The organism is Salinisphaera sp. (assembly GCF_002729955.1).
Classification (GTDB): Bacteria; Pseudomonadota; Gammaproteobacteria; order Nevskiales; family Salinisphaeraceae; genus Salinisphaera.
Genome location: NZ_PBYA01000051.1, coordinates 25360 through 46987, shown reverse-complemented (window position 1 = coordinate 46987; position 21628 = coordinate 25360). Strand labels below are relative to the sequence as shown.

At 64.3% G+C, this 21628-nt stretch carries 16 protein-coding genes; 7 read left to right on the top strand and 9 right to left on the bottom strand.

Annotation, left to right across the window (positions count from 1 at the left end; all coding sequences use genetic code 11):
* Positions 1-22 precede the first annotated feature (22 nt).
* A complete protein-coding gene (locus CMN27_RS14085) occupies positions 23-628 on the bottom strand; it encodes a hypothetical protein (protein WP_293627437.1) in 606 nt (201 codons plus the stop codon).
* Between the two features lie 368 nt (positions 629-996).
* On the opposite strand from CMN27_RS14085, the gene CMN27_RS14080 reads away from it, so the two are divergent.
* The 3 genes from CMN27_RS14080 (at position 997) to CMN27_RS14070 (ending at position 5199) form a co-directional block, all read left to right on the top strand.
* Complete coding sequence (locus tag CMN27_RS14080; RefSeq protein ID WP_293627435.1) at positions 997-2832, top strand: assimilatory sulfite reductase (NADPH) flavoprotein subunit; 1836 nt, start codon at positions 997-999, stop codon at positions 2830-2832.
* 68 nt (positions 2833-2900) lie between these two features.
* Positions 2901-4649, top strand: a complete 1749-nt coding sequence (gene cysI / locus CMN27_RS14075; RefSeq protein ID WP_293627433.1) for an assimilatory sulfite reductase (NADPH) hemoprotein subunit — start codon at positions 2901-2903, stop codon at positions 4647-4649.
* Entirely contained in the window at positions 4618-5199 is a 582-nt protein-coding gene (locus tag CMN27_RS14070) for a DUF2059 domain-containing protein (protein ID WP_293627431.1), read from the top strand. Before cysI ends, CMN27_RS14070 begins: the two co-directional genes overlap by 32 nt.
* 418 nt (positions 5200-5617) lie before the next feature.
* On the opposite strand, the gene CMN27_RS14065 is transcribed toward CMN27_RS14070, so the two are convergent.
* Complete coding sequence (locus tag CMN27_RS14065; protein WP_293627429.1) at positions 5618-6196, bottom strand: TetR family transcriptional regulator; 579 nt, start codon at positions 6194-6196, stop codon at positions 5618-5620.
* Between the two features lie 264 nt (positions 6197-6460).
* Between CMN27_RS14065 and CMN27_RS14060 the strand changes: the two genes are divergently transcribed.
* The 4 genes from CMN27_RS14060 (at position 6461) to CMN27_RS14045 (ending at position 12664) form a co-directional block, all read left to right on the top strand.
* Entirely contained in the window at positions 6461-7522 is a 1062-nt protein-coding gene (locus CMN27_RS14060) for a ferredoxin reductase (protein WP_293627427.1), read from the top strand.
* Positions 7523-7587: 65 nt separating this feature from the next.
* Entirely contained in the window at positions 7588-8706 is a 1119-nt protein-coding gene (locus CMN27_RS14055) for an acyl-CoA desaturase (RefSeq protein WP_293627425.1), read from the top strand.
* Positions 8690-9004: a hypothetical protein gene (locus CMN27_RS14050; RefSeq protein ID WP_293627423.1), complete on the top strand. Its 315-nt coding sequence runs from the start codon at positions 8690-8692 to the stop codon at positions 9002-9004. Before CMN27_RS14055 ends, CMN27_RS14050 begins: the two co-directional genes overlap by 17 nt.
* Positions 9005-9181: 177 nt before the next feature.
* The gene (locus CMN27_RS14045; RefSeq protein WP_293627421.1) at positions 9182-12664 is read left to right on the top strand and encodes a mechanosensitive ion channel domain-containing protein; all 3483 of its coding nucleotides are present in this window, start codon (positions 9182-9184) and stop codon (positions 12662-12664) included.
* Between the two features lie 28 nt (positions 12665-12692).
* Here the strand turns inward: CMN27_RS14045 and CMN27_RS14040 are convergent, their stop codons facing one another.
* From CMN27_RS14040 to hemL, 7 genes are all read right to left on the bottom strand, one after another.
* Positions 12693-14240, bottom strand: a complete 1548-nt coding sequence (locus tag CMN27_RS14040; protein WP_293627419.1) for a glucan biosynthesis protein — start codon at positions 14238-14240, stop codon at positions 12693-12695.
* A gap of 111 nt (positions 14241-14351) precedes the next feature.
* A complete protein-coding gene (gene rpoH / locus CMN27_RS14035) occupies positions 14352-15230 on the bottom strand; it encodes an RNA polymerase sigma factor RpoH (RefSeq protein WP_293627417.1) in 879 nt (292 codons plus the stop codon).
* Positions 15231-15357: 127 nt separating this feature from the next.
* Positions 15358-16353, bottom strand: a complete 996-nt coding sequence (gene ftsX, locus CMN27_RS14030) for a permease-like cell division protein FtsX (protein ID WP_293627415.1) — start codon at positions 16351-16353, stop codon at positions 15358-15360.
* 4 nt (positions 16354-16357) lie between these two features.
* A complete protein-coding gene (ftsE, locus tag CMN27_RS14025) occupies positions 16358-17023 on the bottom strand; it encodes a cell division ATP-binding protein FtsE (RefSeq protein WP_293627413.1) in 666 nt (221 codons plus the stop codon).
* Positions 17024-17042: 19 nt separating this feature from the next.
* Complete coding sequence (gene ftsY, locus CMN27_RS14020; RefSeq protein ID WP_293627411.1) at positions 17043-18008, bottom strand: signal recognition particle-docking protein FtsY; 966 nt, start codon at positions 18006-18008, stop codon at positions 17043-17045.
* Positions 18009-18085: 77 nt separating this feature from the next.
* Positions 18086-20131 carry a VTT domain-containing protein gene (locus CMN27_RS14015; RefSeq protein ID WP_293627409.1) on the bottom strand — a complete coding sequence of 682 codons (2046 nt, stop codon included), beginning with the start codon at positions 20129-20131 and terminating at the stop codon, positions 18086-18088.
* 156 nt (positions 20132-20287) lie between these two features.
* Complete coding sequence (hemL, locus tag CMN27_RS14010; RefSeq protein ID WP_293627407.1) at positions 20288-21610, bottom strand: glutamate-1-semialdehyde 2,1-aminomutase; 1323 nt, start codon at positions 21608-21610, stop codon at positions 20288-20290.
* Positions 21611-21628 lie beyond the last annotated feature (18 nt).

Sequence of the window (21628 nt, the reverse complement as noted above, 5' to 3'; positions counted from 1 at the left end):
GACGAATCGGGCGAGGCGCGGTTCAGAACGGCCACCACCAGTGGCCGGGGTTTTCCAGGTCGGCACGACAGCCCCGCAGCTGGCCGGCATAGCGGTCGGCACGGGCGTTGACCCGGCCGGCGGTTCGTTCGAGCCAGGGTTTGCGGCGATAGCTGCCGCGCTTAAAACCGGTCTGGCCTTCGTGATAGGCCAGGTACTGGCTATAGGCATCCCACTTGGAAATGCCGAGCATGGCGTTGCTCTTGGCAACATACCAGCCCACGAAATCGGTGGCGTCGGCAAAGTCGTCGCGGCTGGCCCAGCCGTTGCCCGTATCGGTCTTGTACCAGTCCCAGGTGCTGTCGAGCGCCTGGGTGTAGCCATAGGCCGAGGTGATATGGGTCCAGGGGATGAACCACAGCAGGCGCCGACGCGGCGGACGCGCGTCGCCAACGAACGCGGACTCCTGATAGATGATGGCCATCTGTACATGAATCGGCGCGCCCCAGCGATCGAAGGCCGAGTCGGCCGCATCGAACCAGCCGTTCTTCTCGTAGAAAATATCGCAGACATTGCCGGGCGAACGCGGCGGCGCGGTGACACAGCCGCTGAGCACGACGGCCACGCAGATCAGAACAAGACGATGCATGCGCAAAGCGTAGCAGAGCTTTCGGATACGGTCGCCCGGTGGCAGGGCGGACAAGACTCGGAAGTCGTCGTGACAGTACGAAGTGCGCAGGGGACACGCTCGATGCTCTGCTCCGGGTTGTCCGGCGGTTCGCGGCGCGGGAGGCGAACCGGGCCGAGCCGACCGCATAGGCACGCCGGCTAAGACCGTAGCGCCCGACACGGGTATAATGCGGCGCCCTGCGTGCGGCTCGAAGCGTTGCAGCGGGCGCGCCCATGTCGAAAAGTTATAAGAAAATAAAAATTCAGACGTTTTAAGATAGATCGCGGGCGGCTAACCTGCGCGGCGCAGGCCGGCGGTCTGAAGAACCCACCTTTTGCGGATTGTTGATGAAGGTCTCCCCCATTCAAGAACACACCAGCCCGCTCGATGCCCAACAGGCCCAGCAGCTGTCGGCGTTGATCGAGACGCTCACGCCCATGCAGGTGACCTGGATCAGCGGTTATCTGGCCGGCATCAATGCGAGCGCCGCTACGGGCGAAGTCGCCGCGCCAGCCGAGGCTGCCGCGCCGGCCGCCCAGGGCGATGCGAGCGAGCCGTTGACTATTCTTTATGGTTCGCAGACGGGCAATGCGGAAGACATCGCGGAGAGCCTGCGCGAGCGCGCCGAGGCGGCGGGGCTGAATGCCACCGCCTACGACATGCTCGACTACAAGCCCAAGGATCTCAAGAAAGAGAAGAACGTCATTGTCTGCGTGTCCACGCACGGTGAGGGCGATCCGCCGGACAATGCCGAAGAACTGCATGCCTTCATCTTTGGCAAGAAGGCGCCCAAGCTCGACGGCTTGAAGTTTTCCGTGCTCGCCTTTGGCGATACCAGCTACGAACATTTCTGCCAGACCGGCAAGGATTTCGATGCTCAGCTCGAAAAGCTGGGCGGCACCCGCGTGACCGATCGCGTGGATCTGGACGTGGATTTCGACGAGGCCGCCGAAGCCTGGATCGAAAGCACGATCGACAAGTACAAGCAGGAACTTGGCGGCGGCGACACGCCGCACCCCACCGTGACCGCCATGCCTGGCGCGGCGCCGGCGGCCGAAGGTGCGAACTACTCGCGCAAGAACCCGTACTCGGCCGAAGTGCTGGAAAACGTGGTGCTCAACGGCCGTGGATCGGACAAGGAAGTCCATCACATCGAGATGGACACCGAAGACTCGGGGCTTGTCTGGGAGCCGGGCGATTCGCTGGGCATCATCCCCGAGAACGATCCCGCCGTGGTCGAGGAACTGATCGCCGCGCTGAACCTCTCGCCGGAAGAGAAGGTGACGGGCATCGATGGCGAAGTGACGCTGCAGCATGCGCTCACGCATCAGTACGAAATCACCACGCTCACGCGCCCGTTGATCGAGAAGTACGCGGTCCAGGCCCAGAACGAATCGCTCGATGCGCTGCTCGCCGAAGATCAGCGCGAAGCCCTGGCCGAATACATGCACGGTCGATTCCTGATCGATCTGGTCGAGGATTATCCGATCGAAGCCATGACCGGCCAGGATTTCGTACGCCTGCTGCGCAAGCTGCCGCCGCGGCTGTATTCCATCGCCTCGAGCCATGCCGCCAACCCGGACGAGATTCATCTCACCGTGGCCGCGGTGCGCTATGAAACCTTTGGGCGGGCACGTAGCGGCGTGGCGTCGATCCAGCTCGCGGATCGCAGCGAAGATGTGAAGCTGCCGATCTATATCGACCACAACAAGAACTTCAAGCTGCCCGACAACGACGACGCGCCCATCATCATGATCGGGCCGGGCACCGGCGTGGCCCCGTTCCGGGCGTTTCTCGAAGAACGCGAAGAACGTGAGGCCGCCGGCGACAACTGGCTGTTCTTCGGTGCCCAGCATTTTCTGACCGACTTCTACTATCAGACCGACTGGCTGCGCTGGCGCAAGGAAGGCCTGCTCACGCGCATGGATGTGGCGTTCTCTCGCGACCAGGAAGAAAAGATCTACGTACAGGACAAGATCCGTGCCGCAGGCAAGGAAGTCTTCGAGTGGATCGAGCGGGGCGCGACCGTCTATGTCTGTGGCGATGCCAATGCCATGGCCCATGACGTGCATGAAGCGCTGCTCGAGCTGATCGGCGAAAACGCAGGCCTCGACGCCGACGGCGCTGCCGACTATCTCAAGAACCTGCAGAAAGAAAAGCGCTATCAGCGCGACGTCTATTAAGCAGCGCCCGCGCCCTTGTACGCGTCAGGCGACCTGCTTTACCGACACCACCGATTTCGAGTTCCCTCATGAGCGATAAAGAACTATCCGCCGTCGAACACATCAAGACCGCCAGCAACTACCTGCGGGGCACCATTGCCGAGGGGCTGGCCGATGAACTCACGGGTTCGATCGCCGAAGACGATACCCAGCTGACCAAGTTTCACGGTTTCTATCAGCAGGACGACCGCGACCTGCGCTCCGAGCGCAAGGCCTCGAAGCTGGAGCCGCACTACCAGTTCATGCTGCGCCTGCGTTTGCCGGCAGGCGTGGTCACCGGCGAGCAGTGGCTCAAGATCGACGATCTGGCGCATCGCTATGCCAACGGCACGCTGCGCCTGACTACCCGTCAGACCTTTCAGTATCACGGTGTGCTCAAAAAGCACCTGCGCCCGCTGCTCCAGGGCGCCTACGAGGTGGGCGTGGATGCCCGCGGTGCCTGTGGCGACGTCAATCGCAACGTCATGGCCTCGGCCAACCCGGATCTGTCCGCCCTGCATGGCGAAGTGCATGACTGGTCGGTGAAGATTTCCGAGCATCTGGCTTGGAAGTCCCGTGCCTATGAAGAGATCTTCCTGCAGCAGCCGCCTCAGGGCGAGGACCACGAACCGATCTATGGCACCACCTATCTGCCGCGCAAGTTCAAGATCGCCATCGCCATCCCGCCGGAAAACGATGTCGACGTCTTCGCCAACGATATCGGGCTGATCGCCATCGTCGAGAACGACAAGCTGGTCGGCTTCAATATCGCCATCGGCGGCGGCATGGGCTCGACCCACGGCGACGAGGCCACCTACCCACGGCTGGGTTCGGTGATCGGTTTCGCCACGCCGGAAGATACGCTCGAGGTGGTCGAAGAGCTGGTCAAGATCCAGCGCGATCATGGTGATCGCGTCAACCGCAAGCACGCGCGCTTCAAGTACACCATCGACGACCACGGTCTGGGCTGGATTCACGAGCAGCTCGACGAGCGTGCCGGCATCAAGCTCAAGCCCGCCCGTGAATACAAGTTCGAGCGCAACGGCGACCCGCTGGGCTGGGCCGAGGGCGATAACGGCAACTGGCATCTGACCCTGTTCATCGAAAACGGCCGTATCGCGGATTTCGACGACAACGGCACCGCCCACTATGGTCAGTATCAGGGCCCGCCCGGCTACAAGCTCATGACTGGCCTGCGGGAACTGGCGAAGATCCATACCGGCGAGTTCCGGCTGACCGGCAATCACAACGTGATCGTCGCCAACGTCAAGCCCGAGGACAAGGCCGCGGTTGAAGAGCTGGTGGCCCACTACGGCCTCGACGACGGCCAGAAGTATTCCACGCTGCGTCATTCCGCGATGGCCTGTGTCGCGTTTCCGACCTGCGCGCTGGCCATGGCCGAATCCGAGCGCTATCTGCCGACGCTGGTGACCAAGATCGAGAAGATCGTCGACGACGCCGGTATCAAGGATCAGCCGATCGTCATCCGCATGACCGGCTGCCCCAACGGCTGCGCACGGCCGTTTCTCGGCGAGATCGGCTTCGTCGGCAAAGCCCCCGGCAAGTACAACCTGTATCTGGGGGCGGGCCACGACGGCGCGCGGCTCAACAAGCTCTATCGCGAGAACATCGACGAGCAGGAAATCCTCGCCGAGCTCACGCCGATCATCGAGCAGTACGCCGCCGAGCGCGAAGCCGGCGAACCGTTCGGGGATTTCGTCATTCGGGCCGGTATTATTGCCGAAACCACCGAAGGACGGTTCTTCCATGAAAACGTCGGCTCCCCAGAAGCGGCCTGATACCCATCGTCTGAGCGGCGCGGGCCGATGGCTCGCGCCCGCGCTGTTCCTGCTGTTTTGTGCTGCACCGCCGCTGCTGGCTCAGGGCGGCACGTCGGCGACGACTCGTGCCGACTCGGCCGGCAGTCCGGCCGCGCAACAGGACAAGGACGACATCATCCGTGAGCTGATCGCGCTCACGGATGCCGAGCAGCTGGAAGCGATCTTCTCGCGCCAGTTCATCGATCGCGTGGCCAATGCCGTGGCGCTGTTTCGACCGGATATGGATCCGGCCACCATGCGCGTCATCCGCCAGGAAGCCACGGCGGTCATCCGCGAACGTATCGAGTCGGGCGATGCGTTGTATTCCGTGCTCTACCCGGTGTACGAGAAGCACTTCAATATCTTCGAGCTCAACCAGCTGGTCGAGTTCTACCAGTCGCCGCTCGGCCAGAAGCTGGTACGCGTGTCTCCCGAACTGCTGAGCGAATCGCTCGCGCTGGGCCGCGAATGGGGCCTGTCGCTGGTACCGGAGATCATGGAGCGGGTGCAGTCGCGTCTGGACGAGTGATCGATCCGGGTCTTGATGACGCATGAAACGCGTCGGGCTAGCGGGCCAGCGGGCTGCTCTTAAGCAAGCAGGTGGTCCGCAAATGAACGCGAAGATACGCAAATAAGGCAAACACGGATGGCTCGAAGCCCAAGTGGCCTGATGTGCGCGCCGCCGGGTGATTTTTGTACACAGGCAACCGCAATGGTGTCGACACGACGGCGTTCGTGGGTCCAAGCGCCGCTGCGCTAAGTGAGGCGAATCGGCGCGGGCCGAATCCGGTCGACGTTTGCAGCAAGCGCCGAATACCTCGTCAGGCGCAGCCCGTAGCCGGGGCGTGCGTGTCCTTGGATAGCGCAACCGGCGCGAACAGGTGCGTTTTATTCGCGTGAATCTGCGTTCATTGGCGGACGGTCTTGCACGATAACGTGCCGACGCTTTATGCAGACCGGCTTTCCCAGCGTCCCACGCCCATGAAGATCAGGCGCAGCTGTTTTTCGGCGCGCAGCATCAGCGCATCGTCTTCGGCGTTATCCGGATCGACGTCGAGGATGCGCTCGGACAGCGTGATGACCGTATTGACCACGAGGTCGGAGATTACGCGCAGATCGTCCTGCGAGATATGCGAAAACTCGTCGAAGCGGGCCAGGTCGGCGGCCAGGGCGTTCGTGAGCAGCACGATTTCGTTATGAATGGCCTCGCGCATGGCCACCGTGCCGGCGAATCGCTCCTTGACCACGAACTGGAACAGCAGCCGGTTGTCGCGCACGTAGTGGGCGAACAGTTCCACCGAATAGCGAACCAGACCCTTGAGCGGCATCGAGGCGAGCGCCGCGTCGCCAAGAATCTGGCGAAGCGATCGGAACGTGTCCTCGATCAGCGTCAGCCCGAGCGCGTCGAGGTCTTCGAAATGCCGATAGAAGGCGGTCGGCACCACGCCGGCCTGGCGTGCGATGCGACGCAGGGAAATGGCTGAGAAGTTCGCTTCGCTGGATACGAGCTCGAGAGCCGCGTGCATGAGCGCTTCCCGCGCTTCGCCTCGACGTGGCGCGCCGCGCGCACGTGAGGACGGGATTTTCTCGTCGCGGCTCATGGTATTCGATGGTAACGGCATGAATGCATGACAGGCATGGGTAGCGACCTTAGCCGCTTGCAGGGCGCTTGAAAACAGCGGTCGGCCAGGGCGTGATCTCAGGCGCGAAATGTCGTGTGAACAAGTGTTGACTTAAGGTCGATAACCGGCCTAAAGTGTACACGTGTTCACATTCATGAGGAAGCGTCGATGAACCCCGTGGTTAAGAAGGTCCTCGGCAGTTCGGTGGTTGGTGCGCTGACCAGCCCGCTGTCCGTGGACGACTATCTGGCCCTCATCGATGGGCGTCTGTCGCTCTCCGAGCCGCGTGGCCGCGTCACGCAGGCAATACGCCAGACGCCCGACAGCGTCACCCTCGTAATCGCGCCCAACGACAACTGGCAGGGGCATCGTCCCGGCCAGCACGTGCTGCTGGGCGTGGATCTGGACGGCGTGCGTCACAGCCGCTGTTTCTCGGTGGCGAGCGCACCGGATCAGGCCACGCTCGAGATCACGGTCAAGCGCAACGGCGAGGGCCGGGTAAGCAACTATCTGGTCGACCAAGCAGCCCGTGGTCAGCTGGTCTATCTGAGCCCGGCCGAGGGCGAATTCTATCCCGAGGCGCGCACGGCGCACCCGGCGCTGCTGCTCAGTGCCGGCAGCGGCATCACCCCGGTGATGAGCGTGCTGCGCTACTGGATCACGAATCGACAGCTGCGTGACGTGGTGTTCATCCACTACGCGCGCACGCGGGCCGACATGATCTATGCCGACGAGCTCGAAGCGCTGGCACAGCGCCACGACGGGCTGCGGGTGGAAACGGTGTTCACGGCCGATGGCGGCGATCGAATCAGCGAAGCGTCTCTCACGCGGCTGGTGCCTGATCTGGCTACGCGCGAAACCTGGCTGTGTGGTCCGGCAGGCTTCATGGACGTGGCCGACGCGCTCGTGACGGCGGCCAGCGATCTGCCGCTGCATCGCGAACAGTTCGCGGCCACCCGTCGTGAAGCCGCGCACGGCGAAGGCTCGGTACGTTTTCTCAAAAGCGATATCGCTGCCTCGGGCGAAAGCGGTTCCCTGCTGGAAGTGGCCGAAGGCGCAGGCCTGAAGCCCAACTACGGCTGTCGCATGGGGATCTGCCATGCCTGCAAGTGCCGCGTGGCCGAAGGCAGCGTACGCGATCTGCGTACCAACCGGGTTCGCGACGTACGCGACAGCGACATACAGCTTTGTATCCACGCCGCCGCGGGTGACGTGGCGGTCGAACTCTAGAAAGCGGTTCGGCTGCGAGTTGAAGAAATTCTCACGATCGACGCCAAGGCGTCATGGAGTAGGACATGGGTAAGCCGACACATTTGAGCAAGGAAGATATCGAAGCGTTCGGCCGCGAAATCGATGCGGTTCGCGACGAAGTCATGAACGACCTCGGTGAGCGCGATGCCCGCTATATCCGCAGCATTCTCAAGACCCAGCGCTATAGCGAAGTCGCCGGCCGGGCGTTGCTGATGGCGGGCTTTCTGCCGCCGGCATGGCTCAGCGGCGTTGGCCTGCTGTCGTTGTCCAAGATTCTCGAGAACATGGAGATCGGGCATAACGTGATGCACGGTCAGTGGGACTGGATGAACGACCCCTCCATCGACTCGGCGACCTACGACTGGGACAACACCTGCCCGGCGCATCAGTGGAAGCATTCGCACAATTACATGCACCACACCTTCACCAACATCGTCGATCTGGATCGCGATGTGGGCTACGGCATCCTGCGCATGAGCGAAGACCAGGCCTGGCGGCCCCAGCATCTGGCCCAGCCGTTGACCGCGGCCACGCTGGCCACTTTCTTCCAGTGGGGCGTGGCCCTGCACGATCTGGAAGTCGAACGTCTGGGCAAGGACAAGACCTTCAAGGAAGCCGCCGTTCAGGCACGCGAGATCTGGGCCAAGGCCCGCAAGCAGGTGCTCAAGGACTATCTGCTGTTCCCGGCGCTGGCCGGGCCGATGTTCGCCCCGGTGCTCGCGGGCAACATCACCGCGAATCTCAACCGCAACCTGTGGTCGTTTCTGATCATCTTCTGCGGCCATTTTACCGACGAGGTGGAAATGTACGATGTGGAAGAGACGCGCGAGGAAACCCGGGGCCAGTGGTATCTGCGCCAGCTGCTGGGTTCGTCGAACCTCACCGGCAGCGTGCCGTTTCATATCCTGACCGGCCATCTGAGCTATCAGATCGAACATCATCTGTTCCCGGACATGCCTTCGCATCGCTATCGCGAAGTCGCGCCCAAGATTCAGGAAATCTGCGAGCGCTACGGCCTGAACTACAACACCGGCCCGCTCACCAAGCAGTTCGGCGGCGTGGTCAAGCGTATTCTGCGCATGTCGTTGCCCAATCGGCGTAAACGCAATACGCTCGAGGCTACGCCGTCCACGGATGCGCCTGTTTATGCTGAAGCTGCTTGAAACACTCAAGGACTCGGCCGAGTCGACCTTCGACTCGGCCGCCTTGCGCGTGGAGAACGTACACCGCCTGATCGGCGGCTATGTCGGTGATCGAGCCCGTCGCGTGCGCGGCCAGGCCAAGCCTGAAGCATCGCAGACGACCGACCACGGGCGCGCCAGTATTTACGACGTGATTCGTGGCGTGAACCGCGAAATCGGCGAGTTCGGTACCGACCTTTTCGAAATCATCGACGATGCCCGTGCGCGTCGCGAGGCCGACAAGCCGTCCGCTTCCAAGCGCTCCGATCGCGAATCCTGATTGCCGGAATCGTTACTTGCAGGATGCCTGACCCGGCCGCGAGCCCTTGGATGCGGCCGCCGTGATGCAGCGTCCGCCGTGGGCTGCGAAGACAGGCCCCAGGAACGAACGTTCGGTTCGCCGTGGCAGGCGCGAACGCGTAAAATCGCCCGCGAATCATAGCCGAGCGGGATCCCAATGACGGTACCGGTGTTTATGCGTCGATGCGGGCCCCAGCGGCTGGCCGGTGCAGTGCTGTGCTGGTTGCTGTTATGCCTTGTCGCGGCGATGCCGGCCGGCGCCCAGGTCGCGGACTCGCAGCAGAGTCTGGACAAGCGCATCGAGGATCTGCGCAGTCGCGTTGACGCGGTGCCCTCCCAGAGCAACATGGATGCGGCCCTGCGCGAGCAGGTGGTGGATACCTACCGCCAGGCAATCTCGTCTCTCGAAACCGCGCGTAACGCGCGCCAGCAAACGCGCGAGATGCGCAGCCAGGCCGAACAGGCCCCGGCACGTATTCGCGAACTGACCGACGAACTTCAGCAGATCCAGGCGCCCCCCTCGAGCGAAGCGCTGAGCGACCTGTCGGCCAGCGCGCTGTCCAGCCGGGTCGATGCGACCAGTTCGCGCCTTGCGGACAATCAGGCACGACTGACCGATTTGCGCGATCAGCTCAACCGCCTCGCCCAGCGGCCGGACGCCGCACGCGAAGCCCTGGCCGATGCGCGCGAGTCGCTGCGATCGCTGGACGGCGAAACCAGTCCGATCGAGCGTGATCAACCCAGCCAGCTGGTAGAGGCAAAAAGCGCTGCACAGGCGGCGCGGCGTGAGGCGCTGACTGCCGAAATCGAGCGTCTGCAGCAGGAAATAAGTAGTCAGGACGAGCGTCAGCGCGAGCTCGAAGCACGGCGTGCGCTCACCGAGGCGCGCCAGGCCTACGACACCGAACTATTGGCCGCGCTGCAGCTGGCACTCGGCCAGCGCCAGAATCAGAGTGCGATCGAGCTGCGCTCGGCCAGCGAAAACAAGCTCAGCGAGCTGCGGACCGCCGCCGAGCCGGTCAGCGACGCCGCGCAACGCAACGTCGAACTCGCCGACCAGCTCACCCAGATCACCACGCAAACGGAAGCGCTGACCAACGAGCAGGTGCGTCAGCACACCCGGGTCGACGATATTCAGCGGCGGCTGAGCCTGGTGCAGCGCCAGCTCGAAATCGGCGGCTCGTCGGTTGCGCTCGGTGACGTGCTGCGCGCCCAGCGCCGCGAGGTCGCCAAGCCGGGGCTGCTGTCCACGACCACCCGAAGCAGCACGGATGCCACCCAGCCGCAGATTGCCTCGGCCGAACTGCAGCGTTTTCAACTCCAGCAGCAGCGGGCGGACCTGGAAGACATCGACCGGCGCGTCGCGCAGCTCGTGGCCGAAAACCCCGAGCTTAGCGAAGGCGAGCAGCAGTCGCTGGCCGGGCTGCTGCGACATCGGCGCGAGATCCTTGATCTGCTGATTAGCGCGGAAGGGCGCTTCATCGAGATCGGTCGGGATCTGCGGCGGCTGTCATCGGAATACAGTCAGACCGTCGATTCGTTCAACCGACTGCTCAACGAGCGTCTGTTCTGGCTGCCTTCGTTCGGCGCCCTGAGGCTGGACTGGTTTGGCCGCGCCATCAGCGACTTGCCCTGGGCGTTCCAATGGTCGTCGTGGGTGAACGTACTGCAACGGCTGGCCGACGGGGCCCGGGCACGGCCGTTCATGACCGCGGTCGGCCTGACGCTGATCGTCGGTCTGTTGCTACTACGCGCGCCGCTGCGCAGCCGTCTGCGGCGACTGGCCGAGCCGGTCGGCAAGGTGCAGCACGATACTTTCTGGGTCACGCTGCGCGCGGCCCTGGCCACCGTGCTGCTGTTCATACCGCCGGTGGCGACCTTGTTGCTGGCGGGTTATCTGGTACGCACGGCCGCCAACGGTGACGTGTTCACCATGGCAGTGGCGGAAGTCTTCATTCGGGTCGCTATTCTTGTGCTTTTTCTGGAGCCTTTTGCCCAGGTCTGTCGCAGGTATGGCCTCGCGGAGAGCCATTTCCAGTGGCCCGAAGAGGCGCGGGCCGGCTTGTATCGAATGCTGCGCTGGCTGCTGGCCATGCTGCTGATCCCCACCATGCTGATCAGCTTCACGGAAGCCTTCGACGACGACAGCAAGCGGGAAACGATCGGCCGCGGCGCGTTCATGGTCAGCTCGCTGATGATCGCTGCGTTTGGATGGCGGCTGCTACATCCGACACGCGGCGAGCTCGCCGGGGTGATCAATTCGGAAGAGGGCTCCTCCTGGCGGCTCGGCTATCTGTGGTTGCCGATCGCGGTGGGCCTGCCGCTGTTGCTGTTCGGCCTAGCGGGCATGGGCTACTACTACACCGCCCTGCAGCTGCAGAGTCGCTTCTTCTATTCGGCGGGTCTGCTCGGCGGCGGCTTCGTGCTCTATGCGCTGATCGTCCGCTGGCTGACGGTCGCCGAGCGGCGTCTGGCGTTGACGCGGGCACTGCGACGGCGTGAAGAAGCGCGCGAGGCCAGGGCGACCCGCGATGCCGCTGCCGCGGCCGGCGAGAGTACCCCCGAGAACCTGGATACACTTGAAATCGATCTCGTCCAGATCAGCGAGCAGACGCGTGGCCTGATCAAGGTGGTGATCGCACTGCTGGCCATGGGCGCCCTGTGGCTGATCTGGTCCGATACGCTGCCGGCGCTTCAGCTGCTGGACAACATCACCCTCTGGCAGTACGCCAACGAAGTCGATGGCCGAACCCAGCTCACCCAGGTCACGCTCGGCGCGCTGCTGCTTGCGCTTGCACTGGGCGTGGTTACCGCTCTGGCCGGACGCAACCTGCCGGGCTTTCTCGAGATTACCGTGCTGCGGCGGTTTTCCATGGACGCGGGCAGTCGCTATGCCATGGCGACCCTGTTCCAGTATGCGATCGTGATTATCGGCATGCTCGGCGCGGTCGCGCTGATCGGTTTTCGCTGGTCGTCGATCCAGTGGCTGGTCGCCGCCGTCGGTGTCGGCCTGGGCTTTGGTTTGCAGGAGATCTTCGCGAACTTCGTCTCGGGTATCGTCATTCTGTTCGAGCGCCCGGTGCGGGTGGGTGATACGGTCACCGTGGGTACCCTGACGGGCACGGTGTCGCGTATCCGTATTCGTGCCACCACGGTCACGGACTGGGACAACAAGGAAGTGGTGATCCCGAACAAGACGTTCATCACCGAAACGGTGATCAACTGGACGCTTACCGACGACATCACCCGCCTGATCCTGCGCGTGCATCTGGCGCTGGATACCGATACCGAGCTGGCCGAACGACTGATCATGGACGTCATCAAGGACGAGCCGGTGGCGCTCGAGAATCCGGCGCCGACGGTATTCTTCGTCGGCTACGACGACAGCGCGCTGATCTACGAAGCGCGTATCTTCTACCACGATCTCTACAACTTGCTGCCGCTGCAGCATGCGATCTATAAGGGTATGCATGCAGCATTCCGGGCCAACGACGTGGTCGTGTCGTTCCCGCAGCAGGATCTGCACCTGCGCTCGGTCGACGACTCCTTTGCCAAGGTGTTCAAGGGGCCGCCGAGGCAGGCACAATCATCGGACGAAAACGCCAGCGATTCGGCGCCGACGCCCAGCACGAGCCGTTGAACGGCCCGCGGGCCGCAGGGGACGTGTCTCAGTCGGTGGCAGCCTCGGCATGCAGCTGGCGCGGCAGGGCCTCGGGATAATAGGCATACAGCCAGGTTTCGCTGATCCGGCGATCGCCACGGCGTAGCGTGGCCTGAAGATCGACCGGCGTATCGTTGGGCGGCAGCGCGCCTTTCCAGTCGAAGAATACCCGCCAGCGCCCGGTTTGCTCCACGTGCTGGACATAGGGATTGTCGATCTGGCCGTGACTGGCTTGCACGCTGGGCTCGGGCGGATTGTCCTCGTTGAACTCGTCGAGCGTGGCGCCGGCGAAATCGATGACGAACTTGCGCGCCAGCACCGACTGGTCTTCATAGGTGCCCGGCGCGCCCGCTCGGCCGGTGCGCGTGGACATAACCCGGGCCAGGGCAGTCGGGTTCGGCTGGTCGGCGCCCCAGTGCAGGCGATAGTCGAACTGCCACGCATCGCCGGCGGCTGCCTTGCCGGCCGGCACCCAGAACACGTTGATGTTGTCGTAGACCTCTTCGTCGGTCGGCAATTCGAGCAGGCCGACATGACCGCGCCCCCAATCGTGCAGCGGCTCGACCCAGAGGCTGGGGCGATTTTCGAAGGCGACGTCCGGATCCTGGTAATGATCGAACACGCGATCGCGCTGGAGCAGGCCAAAGCCTTTGGGATTGTTGTCCTGAAAAGCGCTGTACTGGGTACGGGGCGGGTTCACCAGGGCGCGCCAGAGCCGCTCGTCGTTGCCGGTGGTCATGGCCAGGCCGTCACTGTCGTGTATTTCCGGGCGCCAGTCGACGCCGCGGCGGGCATTGGTTTCGGAAAACCAGAACATGCTGGTCAAAGGCGCGATGCCCAGGCGCTGTACGTCGCGGCGCTGGAACAGCCGGGTTTCGATATCGAGGATGACGTCGTCAGGCCGGCTCAGCACGATGCGATATGCGCCGGTGATGTGTTCGCCTTCAAGCAGCGCACAGATCGTGAGGGTCGACGCGTTCGGTTCGGGTTTGATCAGCCAGTACTGGCTAAAGTCCGGAAACGCCTCGTCGCTGTCGTAGCCGGTATCGATGGCCACGCCGCGGGCCGACAGGCCGTACTGATCGAGTGCGCCCGGGCTGCGAAAATAGCTCGCCCCCTTGAAGGCCAGCCATTCGCGGGCGGGTTCGCCGCGGCCGAGCATGCGAAAGCCGGAAAAACCCAGATCGGCCGGCAGGCGTTCGGCAAGCGCCGGGTCGTCGTAGCGAAACAGATTGCCGTCGTATGCGATACGCCGACTGCGTCCGGACTCGACCACGTGGATCGCCACCGGCTTCCGGGCGTTCTGGTCGAGATGAAAGAACTCGACCGTGACCGGGGTCTCGGCGTCGGCCCAGAGCGCGGCCTCCTTGCGGGCATGAATACCCATGAAGGCCTCATAGCCGATTTCGTTCAGCAGCTCACCATAGCGCTCATCGGGCGCCTGATAGGGCTGTTGTGAAAGGCTGCGCGCATGCGCGACCAGGGTCTCGAAATCGAAGGTTTCGCCGTCGGCCGGCAGTGGGGCAACGATGTCGGCCCGAGCCCAGGAGGGCAAAAAAGAAACGCCTGCCAGTGCCGTTGCCGACACAAGCAGGCGTCTTCTACTGCGATCGATTGTCATGCGCGGCCAGTGGCGCAGTCGCGGCCCGCAGGCCGTATCGGGCGACTAGGCCGCGGTGACCATCGCGCCCCGAAGTTTCTTGATCGCGGCGACTTCGAGCTGGCGGATACGCTCGGCCGATACCTTGTACTTGTCGCCAAGCTCCTGCAGGCCGATCTTGCCGTCCTCGCGCAGCCAGCGGCTTTCGAGAATGTCCCGGCTGCGATCGTCGAGCTGGGTCATGGCCCGCGAGAGATTGGCGTGCTGGTAGGTCTGCCAGTCGCCGTTCTCGATATCCGAGGCCGGATCGTAGCCGTCGTCCGCGGACAGATAGTCCTCGGGCGCATAGCTGTCTTCGTCGTTGGCCGAGGGCAGGGCGTTGTAGGACGTATCGCCGCCCGACAGGCGACGCTCCATCTGCAGCACCGTCTCGGGCTTGACGCCCAGATCGCCGGCCACGGCCTGGACTTCCTTGTCGTTCATCCAGCCCAGACGCTTCTTGGAACTGCGCAGGTTGAAGAACAGCTTGCGCTGCGCCTTGGTCGTGGCGACCTTGACGATACGCCAGTTGCGCAGAATGAACTCGTGAATTTCGGCACGAATCCAGTGCACGGCGAAGGAAATCAGGCGCACGCCCACGTCGGGGTCGAAACGCTTGACCGCCTTCATCAGGCCGATATTGCCTTCCTGGACCAGATCGGCCAGCGGCAGACCGTAGCCGGAATAGCCACGGGCGACGTGAACCACGAACCGCAGGTTGGACAGAATAAGCTTCTGGGCTGCCTGGATATCCCCGTCATCACGCAGCTTGCGTGCGAGCTGCTGCTCGTCGTCGACTTCCAGTACCGGAATGCTGGAAACGGCCTGCAGGTAGGAATCGATACTGCCCGACGACAGCGTCGGCAGGTTCATCTTCGCGGGGGAAAGAGAGATATCGTTAGCCATGTGCAAAGCCTCCTTTGGACTTTTGCCTATTACAGACAGTCTAGCAAAAATTGGCGGCTGTTGATGCAGCAATCATAGGAATGACGTTAAGACCTCTGGGCGCACGTTAGGTTCCCTCTATCGGCGCCTAGAGCGGTTCGATGGCCGCCAGGCGTCGGTTCACGGTGAGAACGCAGCCCAGCCAGCCCAGCGCCACGCCGATGCCAAGCAGCATCAACACGCCATCGAAGCCCAGCCCGTGCATGGCCAGGGCGCCGTCGTAGGATCGGGTCAGCGCGCCCAGGGGCTCGGCCAGGGCAAGAAAACAGATGCCCAGCAGCACCAGCGCGAGCACGGCGCCGATCAGTCCGTACCAGAAGCCGCTATAGAGAAACGGCCGACGGATGAAAGCATCCGAGGCGCCGAGCAGCTTCATCACCTCGATTTCCTCGCGCCGGTTTTCGATGTCCAGGCGGATGGTGTTGCCGACGATGAACAGCACCGCGGCCGAGAGCAGCAGGCCGATCACCCAGGCCGAACGCTCGATCACCGACAGAATGGCATACAGGCGCTCGAGCCAGGCCTGGTCGAGCTCGGCCCGGGCCACGCCGGGTTCGTCTTCAAGCGATACCAGCAGGGCCCCGATTTCGGCGCGCGACATGTCCGAGCGTGGATTGATGGTGATCACAGCCGGCAGGGGGTTGTCCTCGAGCGCGTCGATTGCAGCGCCGAAGCCCGAGGATTCACGAAACTGTTCCAGCCCCGCGGCCGCGGAAATATAGGTGCTGGCATCGACCTCCTCGCGCTCGCCCAGACGCTCGGCCAGGGCCTGGCCTTCGGTGACCGATAGATCGTCCTGCAGATACAGCGAGGCCTGTACCGCGCGATGCCAGCTCTGCGACAGCGTATCGAGATTGCTCATCAGCACGTACAACCCGGCCGGCAGGGCCAGGGCAATACCGATGACCGTCGCGGTCAGCAGGCTGGCCAACCAGCGCCGGTGCAGGCGGCCGAGGCTCTCGACCAGGCAGCGCACGTGCGAGCTGGCCCAGCCCTGGGCCGGCGCGGCCAGGGTGCTGGGCAGGGTACGTCGACGGTTGCTCTGGGCCGCCTGGCGGTTCGGGTTGTCGCTGCTGCGTGCCATGGCGCTAACCGTTCTCCAGATGGCCGTGATCCAGGCGAATGCGGCGATGGCCCATGCGTTCGACCAGATCGATGGCGTGGGTGGCGATCATGATGCTGGTGCCGGCTTCGTTCAGGCGCGTGAACAGGCGCATGATATCGGCCGACAGGGCCGGGTCCAGGTTGCCGGTCGGCTCGTCGGCGAGCAGCAGATAGGGGCGGTCGACCACGGCCCGGGCAATGCCCACACGCTGCTGTTCACCGCCGGAGAGGGTGATCGGGAACTTGCGTTCCAGTGACAGCAGGCCAACCGTATCGAGCGCGGCGCGTACCCGGCGGGCGATATCGGCATGCCCCAGGCCGCGAATGACCAGCGGTAGCGCCACGTTGTCGAACACGGTGCGATCAAACAAAAGGTTGTAGTTCTGAAAGATCAGACCCAGGCGCTGGCGATAGCGCGGGATCTGGCGACGCTTGACGGCAGCCAGATTGGTGCCGTTAATCACCACCTGGCCACGGGTCGGGCGCTCGATCAGGCCGATGAGCTTCATGAGCGTCGATTTGCCGGCGCCGGAGTGTCCGGTCAGAAACGCCATCTCGCCGCGCTCCAGATGCAGCGATATGCCGTCGAGCGCAATCTTGCCACCGGGGTAGCGTTTGACGACGTTCTTGAAGGCGACGATATCGGTCATGGGCGAAACGTAGGCGGTCCTACTTGCTGCGATCGAACAGGGCGTCCATGAAGTGTTCGGACTCGAACACGCCCAGATCCTCGACTTTCTCGCCGATGCCGATGAAACGCAACGGCAGGCCCAGCCGCTTGGCGATCGCGAACACGATGCCGCCGGAGGCGGTGCCGTCGAGTTTGGTGATGGTAATGCCGGTCAGCCCCACCGCTTCGTGGAAGGCCACGGCCTGCTGCAGGGCGTTGCCGCCGGTGGTGGCATCCACCACCAGCATGACTTCGTGCGGAGCGAATTCGTCCTGCTTGCCGAGCACGCGCTTGATCTTCTTGAGCTCATCCATGAGATGGCCCTGCGTATGCAGGCGTCCGGCCGTATCCGCGATCAATACGTCGATGCCCCGCGCCTTGGCGCGCGAGAACGCGTCGAATACCACCGAAGCCGAATCCGAGCCGCTGCCCTGGGCCACCACGGGCACGTGGTTGCGCTCGCCCCAGCCCTGCAGCTGTTCGACCGCGGCCGCACGAAAGGTGTCGCCGGCGGCGAGCATGACCGACTGGCCGGCGTCCTGGAATTTCTTCGCCAGCTTGCCGATGGTGGTGGTCTTGCCCACGCCGTTCACGCCCACCATGAGGATCACGAACGGGCGCGTGTGTTCGGGAATGGACAGCGGCTCTTCACAGGGCGTGAGGATCGCGCCCAGATGTTCGCGCAGCGCCTTGCCCAGATCCTTGCCGGTACGCAGGCGCCCGCCGTCGAACATGACCTGCAGCCGGTGCATGACCTGGCCGGTAGCTTCGACGCCGACATCGGCGAGCAGCAGCTGGGTTTCGAGTTCGTCGAGGGCATCCTGGTCGACGGTTTCGCCGGGCAACAGGTTGCGCAGGTCGTAGGTCAGCCACGAGTCGCCCTTGTTGAGGCTGGCTCGCATCCGGGTGAAAAAGCCCGGCTGCTTGAGTTTCGAGGACTTGCGCGCCTTGGGATCTTGGGCCATGGAGAATGCGCTGCTTGGGCTGTTGAACGTGGACGAAAACGCACCGCGCGATCGCTGCGAACAGCGAAGGGCAGACGTTACGGATCGGGCGTTACTTTAGCATCGCCCGCGCCTCGGGGCGTGTCGATGAGCACGATAGTGCCTTCACCGGTTTCGACAACGCGTGCCTGCACCCCGGCTGCATCGAGATCGGCCGCCAGCGCGGCCTGGGCCGCGGCATAGCGATGCTGGTCGGCCGCCGTGGCCAGCAGATGGAAGCGATGCACGACCTGCTGGATATCGGTCATGCCCACCCACAGGGGGCGGCGGTCCGAGTCGCGCTCGCGCCCGGTCGGCCACAGCCGCAGCACCCGGCGGCTCTGTTCGGCCCCGGCCTGCTCGTGCACGAGCGTCAACGTGGGCTGGCGGCCGTCGTGGATACGCGGCAGCACCGCGAGCTGGTGGATATCGCTATCGCTGACCAGCCAGTGCAACGGCTGGCTCATGCCCAGCGCTGGCGCGGGCTGCCAGCCGGCCTGGCCGAGCAGGCGGCGCAGCTCCGGCGCGTGGGCGGCCACCTGTACATTCAGCGGCGCGCTGTCGCGCCCGGCGATGTCCTTGATACGGGCCTCGAGCTGGTGATAGCCGTCGATATCCCAGCGCTCGACGAGATCGGGCGTGCGTTGGGCCTCGGCCTTGGCCCAGGCCCGATAAGTGGTATCCGGCAGGATGCCGGCGACCACCGCGATCATGGCAAAGCCGGCCAGTACCGTGAGTACCGGTGCACCGTTCACGCGTGCCGGGCGCTGGCGGCGATAGCTGAGCACCAGCATGTTCAGCCAGACGAAGGCGATCGCCAGGCCGATGAGCAGATCGCTGGCCCAGTCCAGGCCCAGATAGAGACGGGCCAGCGCCAGCAGTACCACGCCGGCCACGGTCAGCGAGTGATAGTAGGGCCGCGCGGTCAGCGGCTGGCCGGCTGCGATCATCAGCCCCGCCATGCCGTAGACGGTGGCACAGAGCATGAGGTCCTGACCGCCGCCGGCCAGAAAAAGCGGGTCGGTGGCATCGCCGTGGAAATAGTCGCTGGGGGCAGGAATGGCCAGCCACCAGCGCAGCCCCAGCGTGACCAGCGCAGAAAAACCCAGAGCCACGATCCAGTGCGCAGCGGCGCGCCCGTTGCCCAGTAGGGCAAGCACCGCGGCCAGTACCGCCGCGAACGGAAGATAGATCAGCGGCGACCCCATCTGGGCGATGGCGAAGGCGATCTGATCCGATATCGGCGTCTGCAGGCTTTGTACGATATAGAAAGCCAGCGCATCGAACTTGCCGGGGTAGACCGGGCGTTGCCAGCCCCACATCAGCAGATAGGCCAGGGCCGTGGCCAGCATCAATACGCCGGCGCCGATCGCCAGGGCCGGGATCTCGGGCTGGCGCGGGTCGGCCAGGACATTGCCCAGACGCCCGCGGCGGCGATGACGACGGCTCCAGGCCAGCAGCCGGCCGGCATAGCGACGCAGGGCGACGCGGCCTGCGACCAGTACGAAGCGTACGCAGATCGTGGTGATCCAGACGATGGCGACGACCGCAACCAGCAGAATCGCCAGACGGGTGGCCACCTGGGCCGCCAGATCCAGCGATGCGCCGAACACCACGCCGGGCAGGATATAGCAGGGCGCCCAGATCGCGGTTGCGATCAGGTCCATGATCACGAAACGGGTGGTGGACAGGCCGGCCGCGCCGGCTACGGTCGGTACCACCGGACGCAGGGCGCCGATCAGCCGGCCCATGATGATGGCCTTGCCGCCGTGGTCGGCCAGAAAACGTTCGCCGCGGGCGACCAGCGCCGGCGCACGCGCAAAACCGGGCAGCGACGACACCCGCCCGCGATAGCGTCGACCCAGGGCGAAGCTCGCGCCGTCGCCGACCAGCGTGCCGATGATGGCCACCACGAACGTGGCGCCGAGTGGCAGCAGATTGGCCCCGATCAGCGCGCCGAAGGCGAACATGAACAGGGCGCCGGGCACCAGCAGCCCGAACAGGAACAGCGACTCGCCCAGGGCGACGGCAAAGACCAGCGCGAGTGCGGCCAGCGGGTGGGCTTCGACCCAGCCCAGCAGGGCGGCGAACAGCTCGTGCCCCATTGTGCTAGCGCCCGGCGGTAGCGCGTATGCCGAGCGTCACATGCGCCGCGTGACGATGCCATGACCCGCGGGCGGCCCCTGCGTCCACGGACCGTGCCGGCGGGCATGGCGGCGTCAACGAAGCGCGCGGGATGCGACGCATCGAAAGCCTGCGCCCTAGTCGCGCGCGAGCGCGGCGAATGCCGCATCGGCGGCATCGAGCGTGCGCGCGATCGCCACGTTGTCGTGGGCATGCGAAATGAAGGCCGCCTCGAACGCCGACGGTGCCAGATACACGCCGTGATCGAGCATCTCGTGGAAGAAACGCGAGAAGGCATCGGTATTGCAGGCGGCCACGTCATCGAAGCGGCTGACCTGCTTGGCGTCGGTGAAGAACATGCCGAACATGGCGCCCACGCGCTGGGTCATGAACGGGACGCCGTGTTTGGCGGCGCGTTCGTCCAGACCGGCGAGCAGCTTGTCGAGCTGCGGCGCGATAGCTTCGTGTACCTCGCCGTTCTTGATGCGCGAGAGCGTGGCGATCCCAGCGGCCATACCCAGCGGATGCCCGCTCAGCGTGCCCGCCTGATAGACCGGGCCGGTCGGTGCCAGGGTTTCCATGACCTTGGCCGGGCCGCCGACCGCGCCCACGGGCATGCCACCGCCCACGATCTTGCCCAGCGCGGTCACGTCCGGGGTGACGCCGAAATGCGCCTGGGCACAGCCCGGGTGCACGCGAAAGCCCGTCATCACCTCGTCGAAGATCAGCAGGGCGCCGTAGCGGTCGCACAGTTCGCGCAGACCTTCGAGAAAACCTTCGGCCGGGGGCACGCAGTTCATGTTGCCGGCCACCGGCTCGACCATCACGCAGGCGATATCGTCGCCGTGGGCATCGAACGCCTGCACGACCGAATCCAGATCGTTATAAGTGGCCGAAAGCGTGTCCTCGACCACGGCCTGGGGCACGCCCGGCGAGCCGGGGATGCCGAGGGTGAGCGCGCCCGAGCCGGCATCCACCAGCAGCGCATCGACATGGCCGTGGTAGTTGCCCTTGAACTTGAGGATCTTCTTGCGACCGGTATAGCCGCGCGCCAGGCGCAGCGCCGTCATCGCAGCCTCGGTACCGGAGTTGACCATGCGTACCGACTCGATCGAGTCGACCATGGAACACACCAGTTCCGCGAGTTCGGTTTCCAGGCCGGTGGGCGCACCGAAGGACAGCCCCTTGGCCGCCTGCTTCTGAACGGCATCGACCACATCGGGATGCGCATGGCCGAGGATCATCGGCCCGAACGAGCCGACGTAGTCGACGTATTCATTGCCGTCGACGTCGTAAATATAGGCGCCCCGGGCGCGTTCGATGAAGGCGGGGGTGCCGCCGACGCCGGCGAACGCACGCACCGGCGAGTTCACGCCGCCGGGCGTTACCCGCGAGGCACGTTCGAACAGCTGGGCTGAACGCGGGCCGGGGCGCTGCCACTGTGTCTCGGATGCGCTCATCGAAAATACTCCTGCGAA

Coding starts and splice junctions, on each gene's coding strand:
- CMN27_RS14070 (WP_293627431.1), top strand. CDS start 4,618: ATGAAAACGTCGGCTCCCCAGAAGCGGCCTGATACCCATCGTCTGAGC.
- CMN27_RS14050 (WP_293627423.1), top strand. CDS start 8,690: ATGCTGAAGCTGCTTGAAACACTCAAGGACTCGGCCGAGTCGACCTTC.
- CMN27_RS14085 (WP_293627437.1), bottom strand. CDS start 628: ATGCATCGTCTTGTTCTGATCTGCGTGGCCGTCGTGCTCAGCGGCTGT.
- CMN27_RS14015 (WP_293627409.1), bottom strand. CDS start 20,131: ATGGGGCACGAGCTGTTCGCCGCCCTGCTGGGCTGGGTCGAAGCCCAC.
- ftsE (WP_293627413.1), bottom strand. CDS start 17,023: ATGACCGATATCGTCGCCTTCAAGAACGTCGTCAAACGCTACCCCGGT.
- rpoH (WP_293627417.1), bottom strand. CDS start 15,230: ATGGCTAACGATATCTCTCTTTCCCCCGCGAAGATGAACCTGCCGACG.
- CMN27_RS14080 (WP_293627435.1), top strand. CDS start 997: ATGAAGGTCTCCCCCATTCAAGAACACACCAGCCCGCTCGATGCCCAA.
- ftsY (WP_293627411.1), bottom strand. CDS start 18,008: ATGGCCCAAGATCCCAAGGCGCGCAAGTCCTCGAAACTCAAGCAGCCG.
- CMN27_RS14060 (WP_293627427.1), top strand. CDS start 6,461: ATGAACCCCGTGGTTAAGAAGGTCCTCGGCAGTTCGGTGGTTGGTGCG.
- hemL (WP_293627407.1), bottom strand. CDS start 21,610: ATGAGCGCATCCGAGACACAGTGGCAGCGCCCCGGCCCGCGTTCAGCC.
- CMN27_RS14055 (WP_293627425.1), top strand. CDS start 7,588: ATGGGTAAGCCGACACATTTGAGCAAGGAAGATATCGAAGCGTTCGGC.
- CMN27_RS14045 (WP_293627421.1), top strand. CDS start 9,182: ATGACGGTACCGGTGTTTATGCGTCGATGCGGGCCCCAGCGGCTGGCC.
- CMN27_RS14065 (WP_293627429.1), bottom strand. CDS start 6,196: ATGCACGCGGCTCTCGAGCTCGTATCCAGCGAAGCGAACTTCTCAGCC.
- cysI (WP_293627433.1), top strand. CDS start 2,901: ATGAGCGATAAAGAACTATCCGCCGTCGAACACATCAAGACCGCCAGC.
- ftsX (WP_293627415.1), bottom strand. CDS start 16,353: ATGGCACGCAGCAGCGACAACCCGAACCGCCAGGCGGCCCAGAGCAAC.